At 65.9% G+C, this 18,708-nt stretch carries 12 protein-coding genes and 3 pseudogenes; 4 read left to right on the top strand and 11 right to left on the bottom strand.

Annotated elements, in window-relative coordinates; all coding sequences use genetic code 11:
• Positions 1-72: 72 nt before the first annotated feature.
• A complete protein-coding gene (locus CJ177_RS46360; protein WP_095871080.1) occupies positions 73-1,539 on the bottom strand; it encodes a hypothetical protein in 1,467 nt (488 codons plus the stop codon).
• Positions 1,540-1,743: 204 nt separating this feature from the next.
• On the opposite strand from CJ177_RS46360, the gene CJ177_RS46355 reads away from it, so the two are divergent.
• From CJ177_RS46355 to CJ177_RS46340, 4 genes and pseudogenes are all read left to right on the top strand, one after another.
• Positions 1,744-1,950 carry a hypothetical protein gene (locus tag CJ177_RS46355; protein ID WP_095871079.1) on the top strand — a complete coding sequence of 69 codons (207 nt, stop codon included), beginning with the start codon at positions 1,744-1,746 and terminating at the stop codon, positions 1,948-1,950.
• A gap of 231 nt (positions 1,951-2,181) precedes the next feature.
• Positions 2,182-3,691, top strand: a pseudogene (locus tag CJ177_RS49720) (IS1634 family transposase).
• Between the two features lie 263 nt (positions 3,692-3,954).
• A complete protein-coding gene (locus CJ177_RS46345) occupies positions 3,955-7,794 on the top strand; it encodes a hypothetical protein (protein WP_095871078.1) in 3,840 nt (1,279 codons plus the stop codon).
• A 40-nt stretch (positions 7,795-7,834) separates the two neighbouring features.
• A pseudogene (locus CJ177_RS46340) lies at positions 7,835-8,275 on the top strand (N-formylglutamate amidohydrolase).
• A gap of 125 nt (positions 8,276-8,400) precedes the next feature.
• Here CJ177_RS46340 and CJ177_RS46335 read toward each other — a convergent pair.
• The 10 genes and pseudogenes from CJ177_RS46335 to CJ177_RS46285 all read right to left on the bottom strand — a co-directional run bounded on the left by CJ177_RS46335 (position 8,401) and on the right by CJ177_RS46285 (position 18,496).
• Positions 8,401-8,712, bottom strand: coding sequence for a hypothetical protein (locus CJ177_RS46335; protein WP_095871077.1), 312 nt, complete (start codon positions 8,710-8,712; stop codon positions 8,401-8,403).
• Positions 8,713-8,841: 129 nt separating this feature from the next.
• The gene (locus CJ177_RS46330; RefSeq protein ID WP_095871076.1) at positions 8,842-10,080 is read right to left on the bottom strand and encodes an HNH endonuclease; all 1,239 of its coding nucleotides are present in this window, start codon (positions 10,078-10,080) and stop codon (positions 8,842-8,844) included.
• Positions 10,081-10,352: 272 nt separating this feature from the next.
• Complete coding sequence (locus CJ177_RS46325) at positions 10,353-10,733, bottom strand: HicB family toxin-antitoxin system (protein WP_095871075.1); 381 nt, start codon at positions 10,731-10,733, stop codon at positions 10,353-10,355.
• Between the two features lie 80 nt (positions 10,734-10,813).
• A complete protein-coding gene (locus tag CJ177_RS46320) occupies positions 10,814-11,011 on the bottom strand; it encodes a type II toxin-antitoxin system HicA family toxin (protein ID WP_061700365.1) in 198 nt (65 codons plus the stop codon).
• 642 nt (positions 11,012-11,653) lie between these two features.
• Positions 11,654-12,364: a hypothetical protein gene (locus CJ177_RS46310; protein ID WP_257015105.1), complete on the bottom strand. Its 711-nt coding sequence runs from the start codon at positions 12,362-12,364 to the stop codon at positions 11,654-11,656.
• Positions 12,365-12,388: 24 nt separating this feature from the next.
• Positions 12,389-13,618 carry an insoluble domain protein gene (locus CJ177_RS46305; protein ID WP_095871073.1) on the bottom strand — a complete coding sequence of 410 codons (1,230 nt, stop codon included), beginning with the start codon at positions 13,616-13,618 and terminating at the stop codon, positions 12,389-12,391.
• Positions 13,619-13,731: 113 nt separating this feature from the next.
• The gene (locus CJ177_RS46300; RefSeq protein ID WP_095871072.1) at positions 13,732-15,111 is read right to left on the bottom strand and encodes a ParA family protein; all 1,380 of its coding nucleotides are present in this window, start codon (positions 15,109-15,111) and stop codon (positions 13,732-13,734) included.
• 2 nt (positions 15,112-15,113) lie between these two features.
• Positions 15,114-15,461, bottom strand: a complete 348-nt coding sequence (locus CJ177_RS46295; RefSeq protein WP_095871071.1) for a hypothetical protein — start codon at positions 15,459-15,461, stop codon at positions 15,114-15,116.
• A 141-nt stretch (positions 15,462-15,602) separates the two neighbouring features.
• Positions 15,603-16,316: pseudogene (locus tag CJ177_RS46290) on the bottom strand (type IV secretory system conjugative DNA transfer family protein); the annotation flags it as partial.
• Positions 16,317-16,348: 32 nt separating this feature from the next.
• Positions 16,349-18,496 (bottom strand): type IV secretory system conjugative DNA transfer family protein, encoded by a 2,148-nt coding sequence (locus CJ177_RS46285; protein WP_095871069.1) that lies wholly within the window; start codon positions 18,494-18,496, stop codon positions 16,349-16,351.
• Positions 18,497-18,708 lie beyond the last annotated feature (212 nt).

The following is an 18,708-nucleotide window of genomic DNA, read 5'->3' as shown; positions in this document are numbered from 1 at the left end:
GGTTGATGTATGCGGCGGTGCGCACACCGCGAGTCCCATCACTGGTCTTGCGCGACCGCTCTCGATTCTCTTTCACCACGTCGGAGCAACATCTACACTGCCGCCCGCACCGAAGGTTTGCATCGGAGCAGTCGCACCGATTGTCCAGCCCGTTCCCGATTGCACGCGGAAGTCGAGACTGCGTGCCCGAGCCTGATAATCCTCATATTCGTCAGGCGCACGCCCGTGGCGTGACACCGACAGAGTCGAATCAAATGCACGTCCGATCGCGTCCGAGACTGCGCGTTCATCGTCCACAGCGGAGAAGGTGAACCCCACTTGATATGGATCGATCGTGATGTGAACGAGCAGTTGCCTTAGGTTCCTGTCGTTCAATGCCGACCAGAGATCTACCGGGTCAATGTGACGCCGACGGAGGAGAAGCTCTGCGTGCCAGAGCATTCCGGGCGCATTGGCGAGTTTGACCGGAACCCTTTTCCAGGGTCGCCGACTTGCCTGGATCAGCAGGGTCCCATAGTCACGGTCGACATACTCGCTCAGCAGGCGCTGCGCGTCTACATGCTGCCTCGCGATCCAATCTTGGGTGACGACGTCCTTGTGCTTCTCGGGCTTCGGACGCCAGCGGGTGGTGTACGAATCGACCGCCACGAAGGCACCATGCTCGAGATCTCGAAGGGTTTGCTCAAGGCGTCCGAGGTCATCGGGATGCGGGTGATGTAGATAACCGAGTCGGCCTCGGATCTGTTCGAGTTCGTGTTGCTGGCCGTCCCATGAGCGCCGCTCCGGCAACGCGTAGGACATCACGTCCCAGTGCTCATTAATGACCTGAACTAGGTCCTCGTAGTGGAGATGGGCCAGTGGATTCGCCTCGTCTGCGCCGCCGCGCGTGCGATGGACGCCCAGGCGGGAGGCAGCCTCCGGGCTCAGTGCTGATGTCCATGAGGTGCCGAGCTTTGCGCGTAGCTCGAGATACAGGAGCTCGCGCAACCAGGATTCGAGTTGCCACCACCGCCCGAACACGGCAACTGATCGCGCCGGAGTCTGCGCGCGGACGGCGGACCGGAGCGCGGTTTCGGTCTCGGAGTCGAGCCACGGCCGACGTTCGACTCGATGGTCTAGGTCCGCCGGGCTCTCGTCAGGAACGTCGTCGTGGATCTCCAGCGGGGCCCGGTCACCGGGTGTCGTCTCGGTCTCCGGATCGGTACGCCGCACCGAGTCAGATGTCATAGCGTCGACGTAGAGCGTCTTCCACTCATCCCATCGCATGGGCGCCGCGGACGATCCCGCCAACGTGTGAAGGTATTCAACCAGCGCGCGAAGTTGGTGCTCATCCTTCGCCGGCTTTCCCTCGCGGATCCAGAACCCTACCGACTGACGTGAGATCCAAGGCCCCCTGTATCCCGGGCGTCGGCTATTCCTCAGGGCCGCGTTCGCCCCGTCAGCCAACAGCTGGTAGGTCTGCTTCCCTCGAGACGCCGGCACCTTCTCGAGCAGATCCCTCAGTGCTTGACCAAGCCGTTCGCGTCCATCCTTCGTCACGCGCGCAGCTCCTCCACCTTGTCGGTCTTGTGTTCCTCGTTGCCAGCATGTTTCCGCAACGGAGAAATTTCCTCACACCATAAGCGGCCATCGACCTGCGACAACAACTGCCCGGCAACTTTTCCTGAATCCGCTGGCGTTCGGTGGCGGCGGCGCCGTGACGTTCATTGGGATCAACGCAAAACCACGAAGGAGTCACTCCCAATGATCGATGCACTCGCCTACCTCACGCAGGTCTACCCGTTGGCTTTCACGATCCTCGTGGTCGGCTGCGCGTCCGCCGTGGTGCTCGCGATCCTTGTGCTGCTCGCCACCGCCATCTTCGGACCGACACCCGGCCCGGGACACAACGCGCAACGGGTCCTGGAACTTCTCGCCCGTGCCCTCTCCGACATGTGGGGCAACGAATGACTCCGCCACCGAGCACCCTGGTCGCTCATCAACCTCCCGGGTGGGACAGCCACCGGCCAGGCAAGGGTCGCACGGCTAGAGGACGCGCAGGTACGCAAGGACGCCAGCCATTCGGTTCTCCTGACTTGCACAGGTTGACGGCGATTTCCGGGACTGACTGACAGTTTGTGCTGGTAGCGGGATCGCGGGTCGGCCGATTGGGGCACTAATCGATCGGTAATATCGCCAGTCGTGGCCGCCTTCATCCGCAAGGTTCGGACCGCGTCGGGTGCGACAGCGGTGCAGATCGCCGCAAAGGACGGCGTCCGCCACAAGATCCTCGAGCACCTCGGCTCCGCCCACACCGACAGTGAGTTGGCGGCCCTGCTGCAGACCGCCCGCGAGAAGTTGCAGGACGGCCAGCAGGAACTCGACCTCGACCTCGGCGGCGGTGGGGAACGCGGGTCGGTGATCGTGTCGAAGCCGTCCCGCTGGCTGATCGACGCCATCTCCGCGGCGTGGCACCGGCTGGGATTCGACGTACTCGACGACGAGGCGTTCTTCCAGTTAGTCGTCGGCCGACTCGTCGAGCCGACGTCGATGAGCGACACCAGTCGAGTCGTCGGCGAGATCGGCATGACGCCCGACCATCGCAACACCTACGCCAAGGCATTGAAGCGTTGCGCGACAAGTGATTACCGAGATCGAGTGGCGAAGAGATGTTTTGAGTACGCCGCCGAAACCGGCGGTCTGAGCCTTGTGTTGTACGACGTCAGCACGCCGTACTTCGAGGCCGAGAAGGAAGACGCCCTCCGCAAGGTCGGCTACTCGAAGGAACGCCGGGTCGACCCACAGATCGTCGTCGGACCGCACCGGATTCCCCCTCGAGATCGGCTGCTTCGAAGGGAACAAGGCCGAAACCCACACCATCGTGCCGATCATCCGGAAGTTCCAGGACCGCCACGACACCGCCGGCGTCGAGATCGTCGCCCGCCGACGCCGGCATGCTCTCCGCCAACAACCTGAAATTGCTCGACCAGGCCGGGCTGAAGTTCATCGTCGGCTCTGCAAATCACTTTCATTGGAACGGTAACGTTTTCACCGCCGGCTAGACCATCGACACCGTCACACCCCGCCATGGCAAGAGCGTCGTCACCAACGTGAACAAGCGCGCCGAACCGGCCCGGGATCCTGCCACGCACCCGAGTTCGTGGCGGGCGGTGTGGCAGTACTCGAAGAAGCGCGCGGTTCGCGACAACCAGACCCTCAACGCGCAGGAAGCACGGGCCCGCGCGGTCGTGGACGGCGGAAAGTCGCCGAAGTCGACCCGGTTCGTCAAGACCACCGCCGACGGCCGCAGCCTCGACACCTCGGCTCTGGAACGGGCCCGATCGCTGATCGGGTTGAAGGGCTACATCCGCCAACATCCCCGCCGCGATCATGGGACCCGGCGAGGTGATCGCGAAGTACCACGACCTGTGGCATGCCGTTCCGCATGTCGAAGACGGACCTGCGGGCGCGGCCGATGTTCCACCACACCCGAGAGGCGATCGAAGCGCACCTGACGATCGTGTTCACCGCACTCGCCCTCGCCCGCTACCTGCAGACCGCGACCGGAGTCTCGATCGGGCGCATCGCGAAGACCCTGCGTCCGTTGCAGGAGATCAGCGTGACCATCGCCGGCCAACCCCACACAGCCACCGACCCGATCACCCCCGACGCTGCCGCCATCCTCGCTGCACTGGATTTACCTCCCCGCTGATCGGGGTACTAAATCTGTGCAAGTCAGGTGGCGGAGTCGGCTGGACCGCCCGAGCCAATTCGCTTCCCCACTACGCCAACCCACCGCTCAGATCGTGCTAGTCCCGGACTGTTTGAGACTCGCGTCAGTTGCACCTGAAGGTATCCCTCCCTGCACAGATGAGAGAATGCTCCCCGTTCTGTCGCGCAGGGTTGTGCATCCTTGCTCGGCAAGGTTGGTGACGGCGCCATAGTGGCTTCGACAGCGAGTACAGGAAGTAGGACATGGGCGAACATCTGACGTCTACTGACCTCGATGACTGGTCCCGTCGACGCGACTCCGAGGCGCACCTGCCGACCCTGGTACGGCGGCTCATCATGGCGACAGTGCGGCCTGACCGCATCCGCATTCCGGCAGCTGAGAGCGTTGCGCTCCCGGGTCTGGACGGCACCGTAAAGGTCCCCGGGGGCGCGAAGCCGTTCGTGCCGGCAGGTGATTCGGTATGGGAGTTCGGGACGGACTACGCCCGGAAGAGAAAGGCAACCGAAGACTACGAGAAGCGAACGGAGGAGATGTCTGCTGCAGAGCGGGCATCGACGACGTTTGTGTTCGTGACGAGTCGCCGGTGGGGTGCAGGGGACAAATGGGCAACAGAGATGAAAGCAGGTAGAGACGGCTGGAAAGACATCGTCGCGTTGACTGCCGATGACCTGGCGACGTGGCTGGAGATGTGTCCGGGGGTGGCAGCCTGGTTGACCGAGCACCTCGGAAAGGGATCTCTGGGCGACACAGGGCTGCCTGCCTGGTTCGGTCGCTGGTCAGAGCAGACCGTCCCGACCTTCCCAGCCGGTGTCCTGGTCGCCGGTCGTCGACCTGACGTAGTCCGGGTACTTGATGCTCTCGATGAAAACCCAGGCGCCATCGAGGTGGCGGCGGGCAGCGTTGACGAGGCCATTGCATTCGTCGCAGCCGCATTGACGCTAGGGCCGGGCCCTGCTCCAAGGGTTGAACAGCAGCAGTCAAAAGGTGTCGAAGAGGATGACGGTGACGATGCCACGGCGTCTGTTATCGAGGACACACCGCAGCGTGAGCCGGAGGAGCTTGAGGCGCTCCGCGAGCGAGCGATCGTCATCGAGGACACCGATGGGTGGCGGAGGTGGAGCACCCACCCGTCGCCGCACATCCTCATCCCGACGTTCGTGCCGGACTCGATCGATGCTGCTCTCGACGCCGGCCACCATGTGGTCTTGCCTCGCGTGGCGCGGACGGCGCAGGATCCCGGTCGATTAGCACCGTTGGATCCGCACTCTGCTGGAACCGCTTGGCAAGAGACTGGTTTCGACTTCTACCGCGCGCAGGACTTGGCGCGGGCGTGCCGTCGCAACCTTGGCTCCGTCCGGCGCCGCCTCGGCCGGTACGAGCAAGAGCACCCGGCGTGGGCTCGCGAGCAGTCGGCGGCTCTCCTTGCATCCGCTCTGCTCGCCGGGGGATGGGACGCGGACGAATACGGTGATCGGGAAATCGTCACCGCTCTCACCGGGCATCCGTCGTGGCGGGCCCTATCGAGGGAACTTGTGGCGTACACGACCGGTGAAGACGCGCCGCTTGGGGTTCTCGACGATCAATGGGATTTTACTGACGTCGTCGACGCGTGGGACGCGCTCGGGTCCTTCGTGACGACCGAGGACCTCAAGGTGTTCGCTGAACACGTCCAGAAGGTGCTAGCCGAGGTACACCCCGATGCGAACCTCTCGGGTGATCAACGTCGGGCCCGGATGCTCGACCCGACCCGGCCGCGCCGCCGCTACTCGAACAGGCTTCGCCGAGGTCTCGCAACCACATTGGCGATTCTCGGGGCTGTCGCTGGCGACGAGCCGGCGGCGGGCGGCCAGTCGGGACAGAGCGTGGCAACGACCGCGGTCCGGGGACTACTCCACGGCGCCGACGCGGATCGTTGGATGGCACTCACCGATGTCCTTGGCTTGCTCGCTGAAGCAGCGCCGGACGCTTTCCTGACTGCTCTCGAGGACTCTCTGGGAGCGGACGACCCGCCGGTGATGGCGCTCTTCAGCGAACGCGAGAGCGGCCTCGGTGACACACGCAGTTCGCATTCGGCTCTGCTGTGGGCGCTCGAAACCCTCGCATTCTCGCGCGCTCATGTCTCACGAGTAGCGGTCGTTCTTGCTCGGCTCGCTGATCGAGACCCAGGTGGCCGACTCTCTAACCGTCCGGATGAGTCTCTGAAAGCGCTCCTCCACCTCACCACACCCCAGGGCGCAGTCACCTCCGCGAACCGGCTCGCGGTCCTCGATGCGGTACTTAATGCGGTTCCAGAGCAGGGGACCGAACTGATGGTTTCGTTGATTAGGGTCGGTGGGGTTGGAGTGATTCGATCGGGGCCACGCTATCGAGACTGGCCCACCCCGCGAACTCGCTCGAATCGGGCCGAATCCGTAGAGGAGGTGTGTGCCCGGCTGCTAGCGAGCGAGTCGACGGACTGGGCAAAAGCGGCGGGGTTGGTCGGCAGGGTCTCGCCCGCCAACCGTGCCAGCATTGTCAGGGCGCTCGGCGATAAATGGGACGAATTCGACCCGACAGTGCGCGAAGAGATCCTCACGACGGTGGCCGAAGTCGCCGACCGTCATCGACAGCTTCCGGACGCCGCGTGGTCGCTACCACCCGAGGAACTGAGCGGCCTCGATACCTTCCTCACCAACCACGGTGCACCGGTGAACGAAGCCTCGCCCACTGCCCTATTCGAGTGGGCAGCAGACATCGCCACCGAAACCGACGACGAACAGGACGAACTTACCCGGCGCCGGCGAGAAGCCGTCCTCGAACTCACAACTGAAGGAATCGCCGCAGTAGCAGAATTCGCCAAAACCGCCGAAAGGCCAGAACTGGTTGGCCAGGTCCTCGCACAGGTGACCGACGAACTCGATGAACGCGTTCTGGACCTCCTGTCTACCGAAGCCGACCACCCGATTCTGACCTTCGCCTCGAACTTCGCGAATCTGCGCTCACGATCGTCCAGTTGGCTCACCGAGCAGGTCACCGCCCGTCCGAACCAGGCAGCCCTACTGTTGCTTTCCGCAGACCTGAATAATGCGGTTCTGGACCTCGTGGACGACGCACAGGAGGGCCAGCGGGAGCTCTTCTGGACGCAGCTGTCCCCGTATCGCGCGAACAACGAGACGATCGAGAGGGTGTGCACCGGCCTCCTTGACGCGGACCGGCCGTTCAGCGCCATCACGGCCGCAAACGCTCGTCACACCCCCGGTATTTCGACCGAGCTGATGTTGCGGGTCTTGACCGCCCCTATCACAGGCACCGCTGCGGAGGCGGCCCATCACCTGTCGATCGACTACCAGGTCGGCGGCCTCCTGGACCGCCTCGAGGCAGCTGGCGTTCCCGACAACAAATTGGGTCAGTTAGAGTTCTTCTACCTGCCAATCCTGGACCACCAGCGGACCCCACGAGCCTTGCACCGTGAGCTCGCACGAGAACCCGAGACCTTCGCCGACGTCGTGAGTCGCGTGTACCGGCCCGACGAATCCGATCCGGGCGACGACGACGCGGCTGCGAAGGCGATGGACGAGCCGACTACGGCCGCCTTGGAGGGCGAGGAATACCGGTTCAGCGACGCATGCTTCCGACTCCTGCATGGTTGGGACCAACCCCTACCAGGGGGCACGGTGGAAACGCCGCCGAGCGCCGCCACCCTCCAAGCATGGGTGAACAAGTCGCGGGAGGCCCTACATACGCGAAACCGGGCCCGGATTGCGTCTCGGATCATCGGGGAGACGCTAGGCGTCCACACGACGACTGACGGGGACGGCACGTGGCCTTGCCTCGCGGTACGCGAAGTACTCGAGCATGAGCAGGACCCCGACCTCGAAAACGCTCTGGCACTTGCCCGAGTAAATCAACGGGGGGACACAATCCGAGGCATCTACACCGGCGGCAACCAGGAGCGCGAGCTCGCTGCCCAGCATCGCGCATGGGCAGAATCCGTGCGAGATCGGTGGCCCCGGACCGGAGCCATCCTCGAGCGCCTCGCCCAGCACTACACAACTGATGGCCGCCGTGAGGACCGTGACGCGGAGCGTGACGCTCGGGAATAAGTCGAACATCCTTGAGTGCCAACTCACGCGACGCAGAGCGGTGGTCGCGTCTTCTTTCTCGCGGAGACGGGCCCTCTGGCGGCCGCGCACCGGAATGAACGTCGAGCTGCGGATCCACAACTCCATCGCGGCGTTCGACGTCGCGGCCGAGCAATGGTTCCCCGCCGTGGCCGGGTTCGCCGTACACGGTCCTCGTACACACCCTCGACGCCGAAACGAGTCGGCCACGATATCTGCCGCCCGCCGAGCCCGCCGAGTAGGCGCGCGCGATCTTCTCGACCCCCGGCGCCTCGCACGGATACTTCCTCCGCGTAGTCGACCCGAACACCGGCAGCCACCGAGACGGACAGCTCGCATACCCCTCTACCTCGACACCGACCGTCAGGCGATTGCCGTGCCGCGACAGGTGCTCACCTGCCCGCACTACCTGCTCTCTGCCATCGACGGCAGAGAGCAGATCACCATTCCCACCACGGCCTGACAACCACCGACGCTGCAGCGCAACCGAAACGGCTCTTGACCTGCCATGACGACATGTCCCCCAGTACCCCGGGCGGCCGCCGACCACGGCCCGGCTACGCCGGTGACGATCCGAACCGCCGAGCATCACAGCCTCCGGAGATCCCGGTATGCGTGGGCTCGGGTACTGATCGTCTCGGTAAGGGCGGTGACCGGGGTCGCGGCTGTTGCGGTCGTCGCCGCAACCGCCGTGTGGGCGTGTGCCAGACGATCGACACGGGTCGAGGACTCCGCGATCTGGCGACGACGCTCGTCCTCGGCGCGGGCCGTGTCCTCGGCGGCGGCGAGTTCAGCGTCCAGGTCGGCCACGGTGGACGCGGCGTCGCGCAGCGCCTGCACCGCCTGCTCGATCTGGCTGCGTGCCCGGGTGTAGATCTGATGATCGTCGGAGGTGAGCACCTCCCGGTCGGTGCCGGCGGCCGCGCGGCGAATCCGTGGCCCCGTTCGTCATCCAGCGAGATGTCCGACGCCTACAGAATTCAACCCGGGACGTAGGACATCACTGCCGTAACCGAAGAGTTGCGCAAGTCACCGAGCCGGTGATCCCGCTGACTCGGATCGCCATTCGTCCCAGTGCATCTTGACCCAGTCCCGTTGCTTCTTACTCATCGAAATCGTCAGCTTGCGTCCGTGGAGTGCACCGTATAGCGGATACTTTCGGATTTCGTCGGTGACATTGATGATGTCGGTACTGTCGATGGCGATGAGACCGTGGTCGAAGAGCCGGTGGAGATCGCGGCGGAGAAGGAGTCCGCCTTCGCTGTCATGGACTCCGACGTCGGCGTAGCTGTACAAGTGGCACGCTTCCAACGTCTCCGCTGGTGATGGTCCGGTGAAGGCACAGTTCAATCCGTAACGCCGGATGAGTTCCGCGCGAAAAGCGGGTTGCCCGAGCCGCACTCGGACGGGGCGGGTTGAGTGACCTCCGCCCGAGAGCTGTCTGCTGGTGGCTTCGACGATCGTGAGCGGCTGACCCGGTGAAGCCGCCTCGACCGCTGCCCGGAAGTCATCCCAGCGGAGTTCGCGGATACTGTTCTGCGAGTAGTTCTTCACACACAGTGCGCGCAGTTGTGGTGCGTCGAGTACACCGGCGAGGTCGACCCATCCCTGGTCGTGCGTCGTGCGAAATGTCTTGACGTTCGACTCGGTGAATGTCGGCTCGTCGAACTCGGTTCCACAGTCATAGCAGCGGTACCGCGGCTGCAGCGTCTTACGCTCCAGGTAGTTCGTGGTTCCGCACTCTCTGCATCGACCGATTGCCTTGGCCTTCTTGCCCTCGGCGATCGTTTCGATCACCGAGGCGCCGATGAGGTCGTTCTGGTCCCAGACGACGATGGCGTCGCCGGGAGAGACTTGGCGGGAGTTCGCCACATTGCTGTCCCAGCTGTAGTGGCTGGCGGCGTCGTCGTCGTACTTCTCCCCGCCGCCAAGTCTGCGGTACTCGGTTTTGGTCATCACCAGCCAGGCGCGGCGCTGCGCGGGTGCACCCTGCGGTGCCTTCGTGAGGGTGAATCCAAGGGATTCGAGCGCTCTGACCACTGTGTTTTGTCCGCCGGAGAATTCGGCGGCGGTCAACGCGCGGCCGGCGGCGTAGGCGTGGGCGACGCCGGCGATCGCTTTCGAGTCGTACTCGCGTCCGTCGTAGAGGACCCGATAGAACCGTGCTGGTGCGAAGCCGTACTTGGCAAGAAACTGGTCCTGCCCGAGTTCGTCGCACTCCGTGATGGCGGCGAGCACCGATTCGCGGGTGATGTCAGCGAGGGTCACGGCGAAACAATAGCGGGGTGGGACGACTAAGTGGCGGCTCGGGCACGCCCCGAGCCAGGCCGCGTCACCGCCCTACAGGCGGATAGTGCGAGGAACTGGCCGGCTGTCGGCGGCTATGCGACGCGGCGGACACGGGCGTTGTCGACCACGGACGGCCGCAGCACCCAGGTACCGCCCACACGCGTAGCCGGCAGAACCTTACTTCTACAAAACACAACGCGCCCCGTCACCGATAGATGACGGGCGCGTCCGATCTTCGCAGAGAGTGAGGGTTACGAGTTCACGAGCTGGCTCGCACGTTGGAACGTGACGCCGAGGAGTTCACCGATGTCACGAACGGGCACGTTCTCCTTCGCAAGGCACTGTGCAAGGATCCTCGACTCCGTGAGAGCGAGCGACTCGAGTCGGGCAGCCTCCTCGCGGTCCTTGCGGATCTGCTCCGCTCGGGCGCTGGCATCAGTGACGGCGCCGACGGCGACTCCCACGTCGACGACAACGTCCGCGATGGGCGTCCCTGTTTCAACCGCGATGAACTCGCGCGCCATCTGCTCGGTCTCGCCGAGGCGGCGGGCCTGGGTCAATCCGTCGAGTTCGGGAATCGACACCATCCACCACTTGCCGTCTCGGGTCACCTCGACTTTGTAGACCTTCATGGTTTATTCCTTCGATGGGGTTGGATCTGGGTTGTGGTGCTTGGGGTTGAGCCGGGGCTGTTGCCAGCCCCGGCGGTCGGTCACTGCTTGCTGGCCTCGATGGCCTTGTTCACCTTCCGGACCACCCCCGGAGAGATGGTTTTGTGCCCGTCGGGGACGGACACCGCCGCTCCGTTGGGGCCGACCCAGAAGGTGTGGCTACCTTCGGTGCGTTCTGCGGTGAATCCCGCGGCCTTGAGGCGCTTGACGAGCTTCCTGGTCGGTTCCTCTGCGATCACCAGAATAGTCTAACCAGCTAGACACTTTCTAGTCAAGCGGACTAGACAGATTTGTCGAGCAAACCTGACAGGGTCGAATGCGCGTCATTGAGCCCTTCCGCATCGCTCGGTCCATCCTCCGGACGTAATCGCCGTGATCCTCGACCACATCTCGACACCATCCGACGCACGCCCTCAAGGGGGTAGCGGCGCGCGAGCGCCACGCACCGGTCTTGAACGCAGTCAGCATGTGCCCGATGCCAGAGCGCCACACCGACCGCGAGGAGGCCGAGGCGGTCGAGGATCGGCCACCGAGTGCGATGGAGGCCAGTGCAGTGACCATCATGAGTACGGCGTCGCGTCGAAATGACCTCCGGCCACAGCAGGACCACTGCGACGGCGATGAGCAGCAGTAGCACCGCGAGAAAGCCCCTCGAGGGTGTGCACTCTCATGACTGGTCCCTGTCGAGAATGCTGGACGCGGTTGTGGTGGCTGATTTCCCACCGGCCGGCTTCGAGGTCCTTGAGGAGGTCGCGGCACCGCTCATCGGTCCTCACGTCCACGCTGTGTGCGATCACGTTGACCGGGCCGCGGATTCCGTTGCGCCAGTCAATGACCGTGTAGACGAACTCACCTGTGGTGGCGAAGTCGCGTTGGCAGGCTCAGTTGAAGACGTCGACGTACCAGCGTCCGTCGACCTTGTGGGTGGTCACGGTCTGGGTGCCGCGTTTGACCGGCTGGGCGGGTTGCATCACGGACAGATCGACGAGGTAGACCCCGTCGGACAGTTCGACGGCGCGCAGGCAGTAGTTGGTGCCGATCGGGACCGCGTCGATGACCTTCTGCAGCTCGGGACCTGGCAGCACCGATGAAGTGGATGTGGCGAGGCCGCGGGCGGCTTCGCCGTTGCGCTGGCTGTAGTAGGCGTGGTTGAACGCTGCGATCACTCCCGCGCCGCTCTTCTGGTCACCGCGGTCGGCCCGGCACTCCCCGTCCGACGCGGATGTCTGTTCGACCTGTTCGGGTTCGGGCAGGTTCAGGATGGGCAACCCGTTCGCGTCGGCAGCTGCGGTGGCGCTGGTTGTGGCCGCGGTAGCAGCGGATTCACTGTCTCCGTTGCGCAGGTGGCTGATGGCCACCCCGCTGGCCACGGCGACGGCGGCCACCGCGACGGCGGCCACCGTCTTCGTTCCCGGCCCGCGGCCGCCGCGTGGGGACGGTAGAGGCGACCGGGGTGGGGGCGGTGGGGTGGCCGGGCCGCCGAGCGCCGTGGTGCGGGCGCCCGGCGGGTGGCCGGCGGTGGGTGAGCCTACGAGGAGGTCGATCACGGCGGGATGCCGCGGCGGCTTTCGGCTCAGGGTCGGCTTCTTCATGGTGTGCACCCGCCTTCTTCGATGTCAGTTGGCGGTCGGAATGCCGCCGCCGATGGCGTTCGAGAGCAGGTTTCCGGCCAGGCCAGGGGTGGCGTCGGTGAAGAACGAGTTCAGGGCGCCATCGACCTGGTCGATGATCTGCTCGCCGCCGGGCTGGGCGGCGACGAAGTCGCGGGCCTGCTGGTCGATCGCGGGCGCAGCCAGGGCGGTGTCCTGGACGGCGTCGGCGGCTGCCTGACCGACCGGGCCGAAGTTCTCCCAGTTGCTGAGCACGGTCTCGGTCTGCGTCGTCACGGCCTCGGAGTCGATGTCCGGGACCTCGATCTCCCGGGGTTCGCCCTTGTCGCCGGCGGCGATCGGGGTGACCGCAGCGACCGCGGCCGCTCCGCCGACGACGCCGCCGAGCGCTGCCGCGGGAAGCCCGAATGCCGCGGCCCCGGCCGCAGCACCGGCGCCGGTCGCGATGGCCCCGACCGGTGCCCAGCCGATGCCGGGGATGAACGCGTTGCCTGCGGTAGCGCCTACGAGTCCTGCGACGGTGCCGACAGCGGCCCCGCCGGCGATGGCGGCAGGAACACCGGCGGCAGCAGCACCGGTGACCACTCCCAGTGCGCCGGCGCCGACCTGTGCGGCGGCGATTCGGTCGGCCCGGTTCGTTTCCACGCCGATCGACCGCCAACCGGTCGAGACCCCTGCCTGGACAACCGACATCGTGTTGTTGGTGCGGTCCCGGTCCAGGTCGCTGATCCAGTTCGGCTGCTTGATGTGCAGCTCACCCAGACGAAGGGTGTCTCGGGGCGCGATGAACGGTGCGGTCGGCTCCACCGGGGTCGGCAGGTGCAGCTGGTCGAACGCCACCGGCGCGAGGTAGTAGTTCTCCGGCTCGACATATGCATTGGTGTCGTAGTCGTAGTTCGGGAGCGGCTGGTACTCGATGTCCTGGTACTCGGCGGGCGGGGTGGCCCAGTACACCGGTTCCGCCGGGGTCTGCGGCACAAATGCGGTCTCGGGCTCGGGTGCCGGTGTCGGGGCGGTGGTTCCGCTCTGGGTCTCTCCTCCGGTGACACCTTCCTGGGTCTCGCCGCCCGTGACACCGCCCTGGATCGGGTCGGCGAATGCGGACGGGGACAGAGCGATTCCGGAGGCCAGGGCAGCGGTGATCACCGCGAGCGCGGTGGCGGACTGGGTGGCGCTGCGGCGGCGGTGCCGGGCGCGGAGGGCGGCGCGGCTACCGGTGTTGATGTCGTTGCTCATCGAGCATCGCCTTTCATCTGGGTTCGCCCCTCGTGGGAGGGCCGGATCTTCATGGAATGGGAAGGATCGGAGGTAGGACGGTCACGCCCGAGCGGGCTGGCCGGGCCAGCGCATCAGCCCACGGCGCCCGCCATCAGGTCGACAACGGTGGCCGCGAGCACGGACAACGCGTCCTGCGTCTCCCGCCGCAACTGGCTCAGTGCAATTCGCTCGCCGGAGGCGAACAACGGCTCGAACGGCATCCGGCACACCCGCAGCGCGGGGAGCGCGTTGACAACCTCGATCTCGACCATCGGCACGTCCCCGGGCCCGGCGGTGATGACCACGACGGTGTTGGTGAGAACGTCGGGCCGGACTGCTGCGATCGTGGCGAGGGTGCGCTGGGCGGCCGCGGCGGCGTCGCGGCGCAGCGGAACCGGGAGTATCACCGCGTGCGCGGCCGTGATCGCCCAGCGCCAACTCCCGGCATAGCTGGAATTTCCGGTGTCAGCGACCAGGACGTCGCGGTGCCGGCCGAGGATCGCCCCGAGCGCTGCGGCGTCGTCGTAGCTCAGGGGCGAGTTGGCCCCGTCCCGCTCGGCGATGATGTCGGAGCCGGACGGCTGACGCGTCAGGTAGCGGGCAAGCGTCGACGGCCGGACGTCGGTGGCCGCCGGGTCGAGCGCGGCCAGCAGGCCGACCATGTCCTTGCCCGCGGCTGGAGGAACGGCCACGCGATCAGCGAAGCTGCCGCCGACTTCGCCGAGGTCCATGCACGTGACGGTGGCGGGGCCTCGGTGCTCGGCCAGCGTCTCGGCCAGGCTGATCGACATCGGGGTCTTGCCGACGCCGCCCTTGAGGTTGGCGAAGGTGATCACTGCGTCCTCGGGGAGCGGGCGGGCGATCGTTGTCTGCGAATCGCGCAGTCGCCTCTCGAGGGAGTCCGTCTTCGGTGCGAGCTCGAGTCCGAGTATGGCGTTGAGTCGGCCACGCGCACCGAGCCGAGCAGGGTCGCTCGCCGCGGGGTTCGCGCGCGGCGCGGACAGCTGCCCGAGCACGTCCAGCGGGCCCGCGATTGGGCCTGTGATCGGCTCTGCCGGCCGCTGCCCCACTGGGGAAGGTGCGGAGGCATCGGAGGGTGGCGGGGTCGCCTCGTAGGCGATCTGTTCGGCCGCCCCGACCACCGGCCCGTGCGGCGGCGTGGAGACAGGCTCCGCCGCCACCGGTTCGGGCGCGGTCTGCGTGAGGGTTGGCAGGGGCATGCTCGGGGCGCGTTCCTCCGTCTTCCCGTCCGGGCCGACGGTCAGAAACCGAGTGTCCTTTGCCGTCCGGTAGACGACCTCGACGTCAGCGCCCTGCGTCTGCGCCATGGTGTGTAGGAACTCGTGCACAACAGTGGAGAGGGTTTTGCTCTCGTTCGCCTCCAGGTTCATCGGAGGCACGTTTGCGTCCGCCAGGGTGGCGCGGGCAGTGGTTGTGGAGGTGATCTCGACATCAACGGTCGGCGGCGTCATCGTCAGCTGACCCCGAAGGCGCTGGCGCCGGACAGTGCCGTGTCCATGTCGTCGACGACGGCCTCGGCCGTTTCCAGCTCGGCGAGGGCTTTGTCGCGGGCGCTTCCCTCGGGCAGCGCTTCGATGACGACGCGACGCTTGGACGAGGCGTCCCGGATCTCTGCGAGCCGCTCGCGGGTCAGCTCCTGCTCCTCACTGAGCTTGGCCAGCCATGCGGGGACCGAGCTCTTGAAGTACTCGCGCAGCGATTTGATGACAGGGTCGTTCGCCCCCTTGGCGACGAACGGTCCGCGCAGCGCGGCCACGTCCTCGGTAGTCGGGGTGATCGACTGGGAGATACGGCGGCTCATGGGTGTTCCCTTTCGGTGGTGGTGTTGATGGAGCTGAGGTCAGTCGCATCGGGAGACGTTGTCGAGGAAATTCGGGAGTTCCCGCGAGTACCAGGTCATCGCCGTAAAGGTTGTTTCTGCGGGGGCCTGCTCAGGGGCTCGGATCTGCACGGCAGTGGGCCGACCGTCGTCGCCGAGCGCGACGCCGCGTCCCTTGACTGAGGCGTCGACCTCACGGCCCACGGTCGAATCGCCCCACATCATCAGCGCACCGTCCTGCGACAGGTTGCCGAGACTGATGCGGGTACCAAAGTTGTCGCGCGCGTTCCCGGACGCACCACCGAACAAACTGGCGTCGGGACGCTGCACACCAAGCAACAACCGGATACCAGCCGAACGGGCAAAAACAGCGAGATCGGCCCACGCCCCGAGCGGGTCGAGTTCCGTGAGCTGCGCCCGGGTCTCGTCGTCACCGGTCTTGGCCAGGCGCTGCCACTTACCGGAAAGGATCAAGAACTCGTCGACCGCGACCATGAGCGGCTGAAGGTCTGTCGGTTGTGCCCGGTTCTCCTGAACCCATTCCACCCGCGCGTGCATCTCGCGGTGCAGTGCTCGGATGAACTCGGCGGCATGCAGGGCATCGCCGATGATCGTGACGCAGTTCGGTTCGGTTTCGAGGCCGTCGAATTCGATCGTCTTCGGGTCGATGCCGACGAAGGGAATGCCGCGGCGGGCGGCCTGGGTCAGCAGGGTGCGGATCACCGACGTCTTGCCGCCCCCGGTCGGGCCGACGATCAGGCAGTGCGGCCAGGCTGCGTGGGAGGAGATATTCCAGGACAGGGTTTCGCCGTTGGCGGCCGTCGCGTAGGGCAGATGCATGTCGGTCCTTTCAGGCGGGTTCGCGGCGGTCATGCAGGCGCTCCTACGAGGTCGGGTTCGGGGAGGACGACGACGCCGGTGGCGTCGAAGGTGATGCGGGTCTTCACACGGCCGGTGCCAACGGTCAGGACGGTCTCGACGACCTCGCCCTTGACGCCGCGGCGGACGTCGACCGAGTCGACGGTGACGGGGACGAGTTCGCCGTTGTCGTCGTCGACGAGGACGGTCTGGCCGGCCTCGACCGCGGAGGCCGGAATGACGTCCGAGAAGTCGTCGTCGCCGGTGGGCGCGGCGTCCACAGTCGGTGACGAGACGGACGTGCCGTCGTCGGTGGCGGCGGTCGCCCCGATGACGATCGGCTCGGGAGCACGGCCGTGCTTGCGTACTCGCGTGGCCAGGGCGCGCTCGGATTCGATGAACGAGGCCAGCTCCTGCGAGTAGCAGGTGAACTGCGGGGCCTCGGTGGGTTTGAGGCCGTCGATGATCGCCTTCTCACTCTCGGCGAGCTGGTTCCACTTGTTGGGGTGGCGGTCGACGTTGGGGGTCCACCACATCTGCGCGTCGACGGGCCGGCCGTCGTCGCCGAGCGCGATGCCGCGTCCCTTGACGGAGGTGTCGACCTCACGGCCGACGGTCGAGTCGCCCCACATCATCAGCGCACCGTCCTGCGACAGGTTGCCGAGACTGATGCGGGTACCGAAGTTGTCGCGCGCGTTACCGGACGCGCCACCGAACAGGCTGGCGTCGGGGCGCTGCACACCAAGAAGCAGCCGGATACCGGCCGAACGGGCAAGAACGGCGAGGTCGGCCCACGCCCCGAGCGGGTCGAGTTCTTTGAGCTGTTCGCGGGTCTCGTCGTCACCGGTCTTGGCCAGGCGCTGCCACTTGCCGGAGAGGATGAAGAACTCGTCGAGGACCGCGATCATCAGCGGCAGCTGCGAGCCCTCGATCTTCATCTGGTGGATGTAGGCGTTGCGGGCCATCATCTCGGTGTGCAGTGCGCGCACGAACATCGCTGCGCGCAGGGCGTCGTAGATGATCGCGCCGCAGCCGGGGTAGCCCTCGAGGCCGTCGAGTTCGATCATCTTCGGATCGACGCCGACGAACGGAACCCCGCGGCGGGCGGCCTCGGTCAGCAGGGTGCGGATCACCGACGTCTTGCCGCCACCGGTCGGGCCCACGATCAGGCAATGCGGCTTGTTGGAGCTGGTGGAGACGTCCCAGTACATGATTCGGTCCGCGGCACCGGTCGCATACGGCAGGTGCCGCAGGTTCTCGTCGACCAATTCGAGCGGGTGGTCGACGCGCGAGGGCATCGCGGTGACCAGACGCATCACCAGGTAGCCCTTGTCGGGGTACCAGTCGGTGGTCCAGTTGCGGCCGGACTCGTGCTGCCCCGCCAGGGAGGCGAGGGCTTCTTCGACCTTGAGCTGGAAGCCTTTGGCGCCTGCGTTCATCGACTTCTCGAACGCGATCCGGTAGCCGGTCTCGACGCCGGCCTCGTCGACAGTCTCTACAGTGACCTTCGGGTCCTTGAAGATCGAGGCGTCATCGAGCGCGCTCTGGAGGACCTTCTGGCGGTCGGAGCGGGTGTCCGGGGTGATGGTCTTACGGGCGATGATGATGCGGTCGTGGTGGGCCTCGTGGCGGACCTTGACCTCCCACTTGTCACTGCCGGGGAACGCGGCCGCGATCGCGCGGGAGACCTCCTCGAACTGCTTGGGCCGAATGACGGTGCCGCGGTGCAGTGTGATCGTCGCGCGTCGGATCACACGCCACCCGGGCGGGAACGGGACGGCGATCGTCTTCGGCAGGCGTCCGGTGCCTTGCCGGACCACCGATTCGAGCATCTGCGACCACCTGTGCGTGCGGTGGCGCAGGACGTCGACGATGACGAGCAGGGCAGCGGCGGCGACGAGCAGCACCCGGTGGCCGTGCAGCTTCGTCAGCACCTCGACGACGGTCTCGTTGTCGGTGGCCGCCGACATCAGGCGCGGGGAGTACACAGCAAGGCCGGCGGCGACGATGGTGATCGGCGAGAGCGGGGTAAAACGGCGGATGCGGGTCGGCTGGCCGTCCTCCCTGACCTGGTTGCCGCGACCGTCGCCGGAATCGCCGAAGATGTCGCGCCACGCCGCGACCAACCAGTCCTTGAGTGGGTCGTGATTTCCGCTCACCGCCTGTGCCTTTCGATCGTTTCGATCCTGAACGCCGTCCGGGGGACGTCTTTGAGCACAGTGACAGAAACCCGCGATTTTCCTCAACGGGGTGTTCCCCTCGTGCGGCGCACCCCGGCGGTGCGACGAACACCGCTCTCGCGAGATCTCCAGGCCGGATTGCCGAACCCTCAACATGTTCGACTCGCACCCTGACGGGCGCCGTGTTCACC

It is taken from the genome of Rhodococcus sp. ACPA1, assembly GCF_002300195.1.
Classification (GTDB): domain Bacteria; phylum Actinomycetota; class Actinomycetes; order Mycobacteriales; family Mycobacteriaceae; genus Rhodococcus_F; species Rhodococcus_F opacus.
The sequence above is the reverse complement of the archived record's forward strand: the minus strand, read 5'-3'. Positions and strand labels throughout refer to the sequence as shown.

Bases quoted from the DNA above. Each gene is read 5' to 3' on its own strand.
- CJ177_RS46305 (WP_095871073.1), bottom strand. From the start codon at position 13,618: ATGAGCAACGACATCAACACCGGTAGCCGCGCCGCCCTCCGCGCCCGG.
- CJ177_RS46300 (WP_095871072.1), bottom strand. From the start codon at position 15,111: ATGACGCCGCCGACCGTTGATGTCGAGATCACCTCCACAACCACTGCC.
- CJ177_RS46355 (WP_095871079.1), top strand. From the start codon at position 1,744: ATGATCGATGCACTCGCCTACCTCACGCAGGTCTACCCGTTGGCTTTC.
- CJ177_RS46310 (WP_257015105.1), bottom strand. From the start codon at position 12,364: ATGAAGAAGCCGACCCTGAGCCGAAAGCCGCCGCGGCATCCCGCCGTG.
- CJ177_RS46295 (WP_095871071.1), bottom strand. From the start codon at position 15,461: ATGAGCCGCCGTATCTCCCAGTCGATCACCCCGACTACCGAGGACGTG.
- CJ177_RS46345 (WP_095871078.1), top strand. From the start codon at position 3,955: ATGGGCGAACATCTGACGTCTACTGACCTCGATGACTGGTCCCGTCGA.
- CJ177_RS46325 (WP_095871075.1), bottom strand. From the start codon at position 10,733: ATGAAGGTCTACAAAGTCGAGGTGACCCGAGACGGCAAGTGGTGGATG.